This window comes from Jatrophihabitans sp., assembly GCA_036389035.1.
GTDB lineage: Bacteria > Actinomycetota > Actinomycetes > Mycobacteriales > Jatrophihabitantaceae > Jatrophihabitans_A.
Window position 1 is genome coordinate 461,960 of record DASVQQ010000011.1, and the last position, 11,861, is coordinate 473,820.

General features: G+C 68.4%; 11 protein-coding genes. 7 read left to right on the forward strand and 4 right to left on the reverse strand.

What is annotated here, in order from left to right:
- Positions 1–89: 89 nt before the first annotated feature.
- Positions 90–1,517 carry a serine hydrolase domain-containing protein gene (locus tag VF557_09985; GenBank protein ID HEX8080525.1) on the forward strand — a complete coding sequence of 476 codons (1,428 nt, stop codon included), beginning with the start codon at positions 90–92 and terminating at the stop codon, positions 1,515–1,517.
- 19 nt (positions 1,518–1,536) lie between these two features.
- Here VF557_09985 and VF557_09990 read toward each other — a convergent pair whose 3' ends face one another.
- Together VF557_09990 and VF557_09995 are read right to left on the reverse strand one after the other, a co-directional pair.
- Complete coding sequence (locus tag VF557_09990; protein ID HEX8080526.1) at positions 1,537–2,238, reverse strand: DNA alkylation repair protein; 702 nt, start codon at positions 2,236–2,238, stop codon at positions 1,537–1,539.
- A gap of 51 nt (positions 2,239–2,289) precedes the next feature.
- Positions 2,290–2,694: a VOC family protein gene (locus VF557_09995; protein ID HEX8080527.1), complete on the reverse strand. Its 405-nt coding sequence runs from the start codon at positions 2,692–2,694 to the stop codon at positions 2,290–2,292.
- Positions 2,695–2,924: 230 nt separating this feature from the next.
- On the opposite strand from VF557_09995, the gene VF557_10000 reads away from it, so the two are divergent.
- The 4 genes from VF557_10000 (at position 2,925) to VF557_10015 (ending at position 7,263) form a co-directional block, all read left to right on the forward strand.
- Positions 2,925–3,896: a hypothetical protein gene (locus tag VF557_10000; GenBank protein ID HEX8080528.1), complete on the forward strand. Its 972-nt coding sequence runs from the start codon at positions 2,925–2,927 to the stop codon at positions 3,894–3,896.
- Positions 3,897–3,975: 79 nt separating this feature from the next.
- Complete coding sequence (locus VF557_10005; GenBank protein HEX8080529.1) at positions 3,976–5,688, forward strand: tachylectin-related carbohydrate-binding protein; 1,713 nt, start codon at positions 3,976–3,978, stop codon at positions 5,686–5,688.
- 25 nt (positions 5,689–5,713) lie between these two features.
- Positions 5,714–6,568, forward strand: coding sequence for an SDR family NAD(P)-dependent oxidoreductase (locus tag VF557_10010; protein ID HEX8080530.1), 855 nt, complete (start codon positions 5,714–5,716; stop codon positions 6,566–6,568).
- Between the two features lie 59 nt (positions 6,569–6,627).
- The gene (locus VF557_10015) at positions 6,628–7,263 is read left to right on the forward strand and encodes an NlpC/P60 family protein (protein HEX8080531.1); all 636 of its coding nucleotides are present in this window, start codon (positions 6,628–6,630) and stop codon (positions 7,261–7,263) included.
- A 10-nt stretch (positions 7,264–7,273) separates the two neighbouring features.
- On the opposite strand, the gene VF557_10020 is transcribed toward VF557_10015, so the two are convergent.
- Positions 7,274–8,011 (reverse strand): aspartate/glutamate racemase family protein, encoded by a 738-nt coding sequence (locus VF557_10020; GenBank protein ID HEX8080532.1) that lies wholly within the window; start codon positions 8,009–8,011, stop codon positions 7,274–7,276.
- A 203-nt stretch (positions 8,012–8,214) separates the two neighbouring features.
- Between VF557_10020 and VF557_10025 the strand changes: the two genes are divergently transcribed.
- A complete protein-coding gene (locus VF557_10025) occupies positions 8,215–9,255 on the forward strand; it encodes a hypothetical protein (GenBank protein HEX8080533.1) in 1,041 nt (346 codons plus the stop codon).
- A 325-nt stretch (positions 9,256–9,580) separates the two neighbouring features.
- Positions 9,581–10,612 (forward strand): hypothetical protein, encoded by a 1,032-nt coding sequence (locus tag VF557_10030; protein ID HEX8080534.1) that lies wholly within the window; start codon positions 9,581–9,583, stop codon positions 10,610–10,612.
- 76 nt (positions 10,613–10,688) lie between these two features.
- On the opposite strand, the gene VF557_10035 is transcribed toward VF557_10030, so the two are convergent.
- The gene (locus tag VF557_10035) at positions 10,689–11,684 is read right to left on the reverse strand and encodes an amidohydrolase family protein (GenBank protein HEX8080535.1); all 996 of its coding nucleotides are present in this window, start codon (positions 11,682–11,684) and stop codon (positions 10,689–10,691) included.
- Positions 11,685–11,861 lie beyond the last annotated feature (177 nt).

Below are 11,861 nucleotides of genomic sequence, written 5' to 3' on the forward strand. Positions count from 1 at the left end.
ATTATTCTGCGCACACCTGGTGCTCAGAGCTGCGAGACTTTCTAAGCTGTTCGGGATGTGCGGCGAGCTCACGGCAGAAAGGGGCAGGCGTGGTCGGGCAGGACACCTTGGACTACTACCGTGACTGGCTGGGCTACCGGCGCTGGTTCCTGCGGGTTCCCGGCGTGCAGGCATGCGTCACCGTGGAGGGCCAGCAGCGGCTGTCCACCGCGCTGGGCTACGCCGACGAACCGGCTGGCACGCCGCTCACCGAACGGCACCTGTTCCGGATCGCCTCGCATTCCAAGACGTTCACCGCGGTGCTGGTGCTTCGGCTGGTCGAGCAGGGCCGGTTGCGCCTGGATGATCCGGTCGGGGCGCACCTGCCGGCACTGGCCGGCAGCGCGGTGGCGAACACCACCCTGCGCGAGCTGCTCAGCCACGGCGGCGGGGTGATCCGTGACAGTGAGGACGGTGACTTCTGGCAGCTGTCGCGGCCCTATCCCGACCGGGACGAGTTGCTGCGGATCGCGGCCGAGCCCTCCGCGGCGGTGCTGCCCCGCAACGAGCGGTTCAAGTACTCCAACATCGCTTACGGCTTGCTGGGTCAGGTGATCGAGCAGGTCACCGGGTCCACCTTCGAACAGGTGGCCCGGAGCGAGATCCTCGAGCCGCTCAGGCTGGCCGACACCGGGCCGGACCTCCCACCGGAACGACAGGGCGAGTTCGCCGCCGGGCACAGCGCGCTCTCCTACGCCACCGAGCGAACAGTGATCGGGCACGTCCATACCGCCGCGCTCGGTTCGGCCACCGGATTCTTCTCCACCGCCACCGAGCTGGCCAGTTTCTACAGCGCCCTGCTGCCCGGGGATGACCAGCTGCCCGGAGACCGCCAGCCGTCCGGGGATGACCAGCTGCCCGGAGACCGCCAGCCGTCCGGAGATGACCAGCTGCCCGGAGACCGCCGGCTGCTCGGCGAGGACTCCTTGCGCCAGCTACGGCACCGGATGTGGGATATCAAGGATGCGGAGTACGGCTACGGGCTCGGCGTGTCCCTGAACCGGGTGGGCGAGCACGAGCTGTTCGGGCATGGCGGCGGCTTCCCTGGGCACATCACCAGGACCCTGGCCTGTCCGAAGCGCCGGACCGTGGTGTCGGTGCTCACCAACGCCGTCGACGGACCGGCCGAGCCACTGGCCATGGCGCTGTTCAAGCTGATGGACCTGGCCGCGTCGGCGGACCACCAGCCCGCACCGACCGGCGCCAGGTTCACCGGCCGGTTCGCCACGCTGTGGGGGGTGCAGGACGTCGCGCTGCTCGACGGCCGGCTGTTCGGACTCAACCCGACCGGGGCCGGCCCGACCGATGACCCGGTGGCCCTGGAAGTCGTCGATGACACCACGCTGAAGATGATCAGCGGCCCGGGCACCGGCTCGGTCGGTGAGCTGGCGCGCTACGAATTCGCACCGGACGGCGCGATCCGGTCGGTGCGGGGAACCAGCGGCCTGACCATGCGCCCGTTCCAACCACCCGCCTGAGAAGGCGCTCTCGCACGAGTCAGCGAGCTTTGGCCTTGAGGTACTTCGCCCGGGTGTCCTTGTCGAACTTCTCTATCGCATACCGCAAGGTGACCCGAGGAAGCCTGGCCGCGTTCTCGTCGAGGAAGTCCACGAGCCTGGGTCCACCGGCAGAACGCAGCGCCCAACCGGTGGCCTTCTGTACCAGGTCTTCCTTCTCCTCGATCAGCAGCTCGGCGATCTTGAACGTGTCGGCTGAGTCTCCGAGCGCGATGGTGGCGACGATGGCAGTCCGCCGCTCCCACATATCTTTCGATGTAGCCAGCGCGTACAGGACATCCCGCGGCTTGTCCCGCAGATACGCCCCTATGACGTTGATGGCGGCGCGGTCCACCAGGTCCCAGTAGTTGATGCGATCGTGGCGTCGCAGGTACAGGTCGAACACGTCCTTCTTCAGGGACTCAGAAGCCTTACTGTCGCGAACCTTGAAGTCCATGATGCTCACCGCGCCCACCCGGACTTCATGAACGGGGCTCTCCAGGAGCTTCTCCACCTCCGCCAGCGACAGGCCCTTGAACTCCTTGGCCAGGGCGAAGGTGTCGCCCATCCGCACCCCGATGAACACATCGCCCCTGCGCTTGTCCGGCGGAAAGAACCCTTCGTACTTCCTCCGGTTCTCGGCGGTGGCGAGAACCTCCATGCGCTTCCTGAACTGGTCGGCGTCTAATGCGGGCGTCGTCACGTCGCCATCCTGCCAGCGCCGGGCGCCGCGGCGCTCGGGTGGCGAACGAGGTCAGCCCGCCTTGACGGCGTCTTCGGCGAGCTCGGCCTCGGTCAGGGGCCGCAGCACGCAGAACTCGTTACCGTCCGGGTCGGCCATCACCACCCAGCTGACGCTCGCGTCCTGACCCACATCGACCCGCCGGGCGCCCAGCTCCTCCAGCCGGGCCACCTCAGCGGACTGGTCCTCCGGTCGCAGGTCCAGATGCAGGCGGTTCTTGCCGGCCTTGCTCTCGGGGACGGCCAGAAACACCAGATCCGGCGCGACGCCGTCCTGCGGGCTGCCGGCCGGCGGCTCGAGCACGACTTCATCGTCGTCGGCAAAGGTTTGACGCCAGCCCAACGCGGACTGCCAGAAGGCGGCCAGCCGAGCAGGGTCGGTGGTGTCGATGCACAAGCACTGGATGCGTAGGACCATGCCGTGATCTTGTGCGTTGGCGCCCCTCCAGTCCAGCCGTTTTCTGATCACCGGCCCGCGAGCCCGGCGCTGCCCGCGAGACTGCCCGCATGCCTTACAGGCGACGCTTAGAAAAAGATGGTTCACTGGACTAGATGCCCGCAAAACGCCCTGACCAAGCCGCTGCTCGCACGAGCAGACGCCGGTGGTACGCGCTACCGCCGCTGGCCGCGTGCGCGACCGTCCTGGCTTTGTTCGCGACGGGCATCCTGCCTCCTGACGGCAATGACTCCGACACCGGAAGCCGGTCGAGTTCCTCGATCGCTCCTGCGCAAGAAGCAGCGCCCGCGACATCTTCTGGAGCCGAAGCCGCGTCGCCCGCGACCAGTCCGTCATCATCGGCCGCCACGTCCCCGCCGCGAAGCAGCGCCCGCGCATCCGCCACCCCGTCGCAGACCGAGTCCCCGCTGGCCAAGACCGCACCGTCCCCGGCCCGGGTCCCGGTCGGCGGCGCCGGGGTCCAGGCGGCGGCCGACTACGCGACCTCGCGCGGATACCGGGCCGGAGTGGCGGTACTCGACACCAAGACCGGCAAGCTCTGGGGCGCCAGCGAGCACTCCGCCAGGTTCGCCTCGGAATCGGTGGTGAAGGTGTTCGTGGCCACCCGGCTGTTGCTGACCGGGCAGCTGACCGGCGATCGGGCCGACATCGCCTTCCGGATGATCGCCCAGTCCGACGACGGCGCCATGGACGCTCTGTACGGGTTCGCCGGCGCGGACCAGGTAACGCCCTGGATCGCCGATCATTACGACATCCCCGATCTGGGCGCGCCACCGGCCCAGGTCGGCTGGTGGTCCAACGCCAAGATCACCGCGGCCGGCCTGGTGCGCTTCTACGCCAAGGTCAAAGCCGACCCCAAGGTCTGGCCGTGGCTGTCCAAGGCCATGCACGCGGCCACCGAGTACGGCTCCGACGGCACCTACCAGTTCTTCGGCCTCAAGCAGGCCGACCCGAACGCCGCCATCAAGCAGGGTTGGGGCCAGGACGACGACGACTGGAGCGCGGCCTCGGACTTCAACTCCACCGGCTTCGTCAACTCCGACCGCTACGCCGTGGCGATCCTGGTCAAGGGGCCGCCGTATGAGTACAACTCGGGTACCCCCGCCACGGTGACCGGGATCGCCAAGCGGCTGATGCCCGGCGGAGTCATGCGCCCCGGCTAGCGCCTGGTAGCCGAATCAGGGTGCAAACGCCCTTCTCCGGCTCTTCCCGACAGCTGCCGTGAGGGTTTAGCTTTGCCCCATGCCGCCACTTCCTATACAGGAATCGAGTTGCCCGATCGACTGGCAGCCCAGCGCGCTGGCCCCGGTGTTCTACGGCTACCGCGAGTACACGACTGCCGACGGCGCCCCGATGACGGTGCGGGTCTATTACCCCAGCCTGGACGGTGCTCCCGATGGCGCGCCGCCGCTGCTCGGCTGCGGGCGCTACCCGCTGATCATGTTCTGCCACGGCTACTGCCCGGGTGAGCCCCTGCAGTACCAGAAATGGTTCGAGCTGCCGGCCCAGCTGGCCCGGGCCGGCTATGTGGTGGCGGTACCTCAGATCGAGAAGATCGACGGGCTGCCGCAGGACCGTCCCGAGGTGCAGCCCTTGCTGCACGGCCTGCTCGACTGGATGCGGGCCGGCTGGGAACACCGCGACACCCTGCTACCACCGCCTGCCACCGGCCTGGCCGGGCACTCCTATGGCGCGCTGCACGCCGGCATCCTGGCCACCACCCGGCCGGTTCTGGCCGTCGCCTCGTTGAGCGGCGTGTGGGAGGAGTTGTCGCAGCAGCCGTTCCCGATCCACCAGGGCGCGCCGGCCCGGCTGTTCACCTGGGGCACCAATACGGACTCCGAGGCCTACGCAGACCTTCCTCCCCAGTACTGGAACCCCGTCCCGCAGCCGAAGTACCGGGTGCTGTTCGCCGGCGCCGAGCACTTCGACTACCTCTACGACACCGAGCTCCGCTGCCGTAAGCTCCGCGGCCCGTGCCCGTTCGTCGGCGCGTACACCACCGACACCGTGACGATGTTCTTCGCCCGCTACCTGCAGCCCGAGCACTGGCCCGACCTGTCCACCAAGATCGACGATTCGCTGATCCCGCCGACGACAGCGGAGCTCGCGCAGAATCTGACACCGGAGCAGCAGTTCTTCCTCGGCGGCTACCTCGCGGGCGTGCCTGCTTTCAACGACTCGTCCAGGTGCAAGATCGCGCTGCGCGAGTCGCCACCTGATCTGATCGAAGGCCAGCTGCTGTTCTATCGCGACAACACCCGTGAGGGCGTCGGTGATCTGCACTCCCCGTCAGTCATCGGACAGGGCGGCTGGCAGTACCTGACCAAGGTCTTCTCCGGCGGCGACGGCATCCTCTACGCGGTCAACACCCAGGGCGAGCTGCTGTTCTACCGCGACCACAACCGCGACGGCACCGGCGACGTCAACACCCCGTCCGTCATCGGCCTGGGTGGCTGGCAGCACATGCAACACCTGTTCGGCGGCGACCCGGGCGTGATCTATGCCGTCGATGACCAGGGGCAGTTGCTGTTCTACCGCGACCACAACCGCGACGGCACCGGCGACGTCCACACCCCGTCCGTCATCGGCCTGGGCGGCTGGCAGAACATGCAACACCTCACCTACGGCGGCGACGGGATCATCTACGCCGTCGATGACCAGGGCCGGCTGCTGTTTTATCGCGACCACAACCGCGACGGCACCGGCGACGTCCACACCCCGTCCGTCATCGGCCTGGGCGGCTGGCAGCACATGAAACGCCTGGTCGCCGGCGAGCAGGGAGTGCTCTACGCGGTGGACGACCTGGGCCGACTGCTCTACTACCGGGACTACCACCGCGACGGCAGCGGCGACGTCAACACCCCCCAGGTCATCGGTAACGGCGGCTGGCAGGCGTTCAGCCAGCTCACCTATGGCGGCAGCAAGATCCTCTACGCTGTGGTCGGCGCGTAAAGCCCAGCCATTGAGGGAGCCGCACATGTCGTCATCGGTAGGCGCGGTCCTGGTGACCGGCTGCTCGTCCGGGATCGGCCAGGCCACCGCCGCGCTGCTGGCCCGTCAGGGGCACACCGTCTACGCCACCGCCCGGCAGCGCTCCAGCCTGGCGGGGTTGGAAGCGGCGGGTTGCCGGACCCTGTCGCTCGACGTCACCGACGAGGACTCGATGCGCGCGGCCGTCGACACCGTCGTGTCCGAAACCGGGGCGGTCGGGGCGCTGGTGAACAACGCCGGCTACTCCCAGTCCGGCGCGTTGGAGACCCTGGCCCTGGACGACGTCCGCCGCCAGTTCGAGACCAACGTCTTCGGCCTGCTGCGGATGTGCCAGCTCGTCCTGCCGTCCATGCGGCAGCGCGGCCAGGGCCGGATCGTCAACGTGTCCTCGATGGGAGCTAACTTCACCTTTCCCGGCGGCGGCAGTTACCACGCCACCAAGTACGCCGTCGAAGCGCTGTCCGACGCCCTCCGGTTCGAGGTCGCCGGCTTCGGCGTCGGCGTGACGGTCGTTCAGCCGGGCATCATCAGGACGTCGTTCAGCGAGCGAGCCGTCGCCGAAGTGCCCAAGCCCGCCGCCGAGGCCGGGCCCTACGACGAGTTCAACGCCAGCGTGGCCCGCGCGACGCGGACGGTGTACGAGAGCGGGGCGCTGGCCAAGCTCGGCGGTGAGGCCGAGGACGTCGCCAAGGTGATCGCCCGCGCCATCACCGCCCGGCGAGCCCCGGTCCGGGTCCGGGTGACCCCGTCGGCGCACGTCCTGGTCAACCAGCACCGGCTGCTGCCGACCCGGGCCTGGGATCGGTTGCTGCGCTCGCAGTTCCCGACTCCGCACAGTTAGCCTTTCGCAGCTACCCCGATAGCGGCCCGAGCGATCACCCGAGGAGAGGCTGTGCCGACGTGGCAGGACTGAACGACGAACCGGGTGATGAGTTCGAGGACGAGGGACTGCCCGACCTGCCGGTCACCGATCCGGTCGGGCTACCCCCGGACGAGGGCGATGCCGGCGCCACCGACGACCTCGCCGACGACACCGGCACGCCACCGGACCCGGCCGCGCTGGCGCTTACCCCGCAACAGCGCGCCGCGGCGCAGAACCTGGTGCTCAGGGGCGCCCGGCTGATGCTGGCCCGCCCGGCCGCGGTGCACTACACCCAGGGCCCGCGCCGGTGGCAGGGCATCGCGAACCGGCTGCTGGTGCGCGACGGCCGCTTTCCCGGTTACAGCGATTGCTCCAGCGCCGCGACCTGGCTGCTGTGGAACGCCCTCCACATCCACCTCGGGATGGCCGACGTCGTCAACGGCCAGCGCTGGGCCGCCGGCTACACCGGCACGATGCTGCGGCACGGACGGGCGGTGTCGGCTTCATCGGCCCAGGTCGGCGACCTGGTGATCTACGGGTCGGGCGCCCCGGGAGAGCACGTGACCGTCTGCCTGGGCGGCGGGATGGTGTTCTCCCACGGCTCCGAAGCCGGGCCGTTCAAGCTGGCGCTGCGTTACCGCTCCGACGTGTTGAGCGTGCGCCGATACTTCTGAGCCAGCGCGGCTAGCTCCTCCGGCGCGGTGGCGTTGCCGGCGCCGGCAGGGGCTCGAGGCCGAGGCTGAGCCGCACCGCGCGCTCGACATGCAACGCCGTGGTGTCGTACAGCCGGTGGCCCGGCAGGTGCCGCGCCGAGACCAGCAGGCTGATCTCGGTGCAGCCGAGCACGATGCCCTCAGCGCCCCTGGTGAGCAGATCACCCATGATCCGAAGGTATTCCTGCCGCGAGGCGTCAGAGATGACCCCGCGGGTGAGCTCCTCGAAGATCACCCGGTGCACGACGGCATGATCGGCGTCGGCCGGCGTCAGGATCTCGAGGCCGTGCTCGGCGAAACGGTCGCGGTAGAAGTCGGCGCGCATCACCGGGTCCGTCCCCAGCAGGCCGAGGACCTTCGCGTGGTTCTCGATCGCGGCATCGGCCACCACGTCGACCACATGGATCAGCGGGATGCCGATCGCGTCCTGCAGCTGGGGCGCCACCCGGTGCATGGTGTTGGTCGCCAGCAGCACGAACTCCGCGCCGGCGCGCTCGAGGCGTCGCGCCCGCTCGATCAGGTGCTCCACCGCGCGATCCCAGTTCCGGATCCGGATGCAGTCCTCGATCACGGCGAAGTCGACGCTGTAGAGCACCAGCTCGGCCGAGGCATGCCCGCCGAGAGCGGCGTTGACGCCCTGGTTCAACAGCCGGTAGTACTCCGCGCTGGCGACGCTGCTCATGCCGCCCAGGACGCCGATGGTCTTCATCCTGGCGAGCGTAATCGAGCGGCGGATGTCGGCTTCGCAGCTGTCTGACGAGCTATCACCCGAGATGCGCGTGAGCACTCGATACCCAAGCGAATGCCGCTTTCTATGTCAACCTTTGCCAGCCTCCGTGGGTATCAATCCGCAGGCCGGGCGCTCTTTCTCGGCATCGACCACCCTTTGAAAGGAACCAGAAAGTGCAAGGAATGAAGCGAGTCCTGGCAGTCACCGCGGCAGCGACCTTCACCGGGTTGGCGTCCATGCTGACACTTGCCGCGCCGGCGTCGGCAGCGAACCCCTGCGACTACAACGACCCGCCGGACTACTGCTACGACTACGACCCGGCGCCGCCGACCCCGCTGGCTCCGGCCTCGCTGACCGCGCCGTCGGTGCTGCAGACCTCGGTCACCCTGCAGTGGACCGACCGGTCGAGCAACGAGACCGGCTTCAGCATCCGCCGGGTCGTCAACGGCGGCACCACCAGCTACCTCAACGCGCCGGCCAACGCCACCTCGTTCACCGACACCACGGCCCCGGCCGCGCGCTACATCGAGTACTACGTCGCGGCCAAGAACTGCGTCAGTGGCCTCTGCTCCACCAGCTCCTCGGTTCGGGTCGCCGTCCAGACCAAGCAGCAGCCGGCCAACCCGACCGGCGGGCTGTCCTCCAGCACCAGTCCGGGCACCTGGGGTTACTACGCGATCTCCGGCTGGGCCGCCGACTGGGACACCACCGACCCGATCCAGGTCTCGCTGACGCTGGACGGCACGGTTATCGAGACCAAGACCGCGAACGGCGCCTACTCCGGACTCAACGCCAGCCACCCCGGCTACGGCGACAACCACGGCTACAGCTTCTACACCGGCAAGACCACGGTGAAGGGCACCCACACGCTGTGCGTCCGGGCGACCAACGTGGGCGGCGGCGTCGACACCAACCTGTCGTGCTGGTCCTACGTGGTGTACGGCCCGCCGTCGGCTGCGACCAACCTGCGGCTGACCAACACCGGCACCTCGATGGTCATCGGCTTCACCGACAACGCCAGCGACGAGGCAGGTTACATCCTGCAGCGCAGCACCGACGCCCAGGCCAGCTGGCTCTCGGTCGGCTCGCAGTACCCGCCGGTCAGCGGCTCCGGCAGCGGAGGAACTGCCACCGACTACTCGACCCCGCCGGCCGGCACCTGCTACCGGATCCTGATGGTCAACTCCTACGGCAACACCCCCAGCGCGGCGGTCTGCTCGTAAATCACCCAGCACACGCACAGCACAATCTGCGTCAACCGGCTGCCTCTCGTTAGCCCTTCCGGGCCAACGGGGCAGCCGGTTTTCCAACGGTCGCTGGTGCGCCCTGGTGCTCTCGCACGCCTTGGCGATAACCCCCATCGCACGCGCCGGACTCGACCCGGTTATCGGCTCTGACGCCCTTATCCGAGATGCCCGATGAGCGCTCGATACCCAAACAAACGCCCTTACCCATGTCAGTTATTGCCGCTCTCCGCCGGTATCACCGCACAGCCAGGCCGCTCTTTTCGGCATCGTCCACCTATAGAAAGGAACGACAATGCAAGGAATGAAGCGCGTCCTGGCGATCGCCGCGGCGGTGACCGTCTCCGGGTTTGCCTCGCTGTTGGCAACGGCCGCGCCGGCGGCGGCCATTCACCCGTGTCAGAGCTATGACCCACCGGACTACTGCTTCGAGGAGCAGCCCCCGCCGGCCCCGACGGCCCCGGCCTCGCTGCGGGCCACATCGGTGCTGCAGACCTCGGTCACGCTGCAATGGGCAGACCAGTCCAGCACCGAGACCGCCTTCAACCTCCGCCGGGTCGTCAACGGCGCTACCGCGTACTTCAGCCTGGCGGCCAACAGCACCACGTTCACCGACACCACGGCCCCGGCCGGCAGCTACCTCGAGTACTACCTCTCGGCCGAGCGGTGCACCGACGTGGCCTGCTCCTCCAGCGCCTCGGTCCGGGTGTCGGTCCAGACCCGCCAGCAACCGGCCAACCCGGTCGGCGCGTCGCCCATCAGCAACAGCTACTCACCCGACGGGCCTTCCTACTCGATCACCGGCTGGGCCCTTGACTTCGACACCATCGCCCCGATCGAGGTCTCGCTGTCAGTGGACGGCGTGGTCACCCAGACCGCGACCGCGAACGCCTTCTACAGCGGACTGAACACCAGGTACCCCGGCTACGGCGACTACCACCGCTACACCTTCACCGGTCTCAAGTCCACCGCGATAGGCACCTCCCACACGCTGTGCGTGCGGGCGATCAACGTCGGTGGCGGCGTCGACACCAACCTGGGTTGCTGGTCCTACACGGTCTACGGCCCGCCCACCAACCTGACGCTGACCAACACCGGCACCTCGATGATCATCGGGTTCACCGACAACGCGAAGGACGAGACCGGCTACGTCCTGCAGCGCAGCACCGACGCCCAGGCCAGCTGGCTCTCGGTCGGCTCGCAGTACCCCGCGATCAGCGGCACCGGCAGCCGAGGCACGGCCACCGACTACTCCTCGCCGCCGGCCGGCACCTGCTACCGGATCCTGATGGTCAGATACCCCAGCAACATCCCGAGCGCCGCGATCTGCTCCTGAGAAGTTCCAACACTCCTAACGCACCCGTCGCATCAGCCGGCTGCCCCGTCATCACCCGACGGGCAGCCGGCTTTCGTCATGAGCCGACCGACGGCCGCGACACCGGGTCCTCCAGCCGCAGCCGCGGAATCAGCCGCTCGGCGTTGCGTGTGGTCAGGCGGCGCCAGGTGTCGCCATCGGGTTGCGGCGCGGCATCCACCGACGCCACCTGTGACAGCACGCCCGGTCCCGGCGTCCAGCAGTAGTCGCTGCCATAGAGCACCCGCTCGCATCCGAACGCGCGAACCAGGGCCTCGGCGGCATTCGGAAACGGGGTGCCGGCGATGTCGTACCAGAGCTTGCCGAGCTGCTCCGACACCGGCCGGCCACCGGCCAGCCCACCTGCTACGCCGCCGGGCAACATCTCGCCGAACAGCTGGATCCGCTCGGCAAGGACGGGCAACGCGCCGCCGCTGTGCGAGAAGATCCAATCAATGTCGGGGTAGCGGGTCAGCACTCCCCGCAGCACCAGATCGCTGGCCGTCCGGGCCGAGTCGAAGAGGAACTCCAACATCGGCCTCGGCCGGTTCAGCGACACGGCCTGCCAGTTCGGCGGTGACACCGGGTGCACGAAGACCGTCGCGCCGCGGCGATCCAGCTCGGCGTACACCGGTTCGTACCGCTCGTCTCCCAGATAGACCCCGTGCGCGTTGCTGAGCAGCGCTACCCCGTCCGAGCCCAGGACGTCGAGGGCGTAGGCCAATTCGACAAGCGAGCCGCTGACATCGGGGAACGGCAACGACGCGAAGTGCCCGAACCGGCCAGGATGAGCGTGCACCTGCTCGATCCCGAATTCGTTCAAGCACCGGCTCAGCCGCCGAGCCGCCTCGTCGTCGCCGAAGTGGGTTCCGGGCGAGGACACCGACAGCATCGAGGTCCGCACCCCGGCCTGATCCATCAGGGCGAGGTGCTCAGCGGCGCTCCAGCTCGCCCAGCGCGGCATCCCTTCCGGCTGCTGGTGGCCGGCGCGGGTGGCCTCAAGGACGTACTCCTCGGTGACGAAGTGGGAATGCACGTCGATGAGATCGGTCACGCCACGCCCTTTCAGAGAGGCGCCGGAAGATGTCTTCTCCGACAGCGCGATTGTCATCGGAGGACTCCGGGAGCTGCGACTTCATGCCTGCCCTGTCCCTGCCTGCGGCGCAATTGCGGAGATGCGCCGAGGCGCCCGCTGGCACCAGCCTGTGACAAAGCGCCGACCTCCCGTTCG

What these genes read in the sequence shown, in the direction of transcription:
- VF557_09995 (HEX8080527.1), bottom strand. Translation starts at nt 2,694, where the DNA reads ATGGTCCTACGCATCCAGTGCTTGTGCATCGACACCACCGACCCTGCT.
- VF557_10005 (HEX8080529.1), top strand. Translation starts at nt 3,976, where the DNA reads ATGCCGCCACTTCCTATACAGGAATCGAGTTGCCCGATCGACTGGCAG.
- VF557_10010 (HEX8080530.1), top strand. Translation starts at nt 5,714, where the DNA reads ATGTCGTCATCGGTAGGCGCGGTCCTGGTGACCGGCTGCTCGTCCGGG.
- VF557_10020 (HEX8080532.1), bottom strand. Translation starts at nt 8,011, where the DNA reads ATGAAGACCATCGGCGTCCTGGGCGGCATGAGCAGCGTCGCCAGCGCG.
- VF557_10025 (HEX8080533.1), top strand. Translation starts at nt 8,215, where the DNA reads ATGAAGCGAGTCCTGGCAGTCACCGCGGCAGCGACCTTCACCGGGTTG.
- VF557_10030 (HEX8080534.1), top strand. Translation starts at nt 9,581, where the DNA reads ATGAAGCGCGTCCTGGCGATCGCCGCGGCGGTGACCGTCTCCGGGTTT.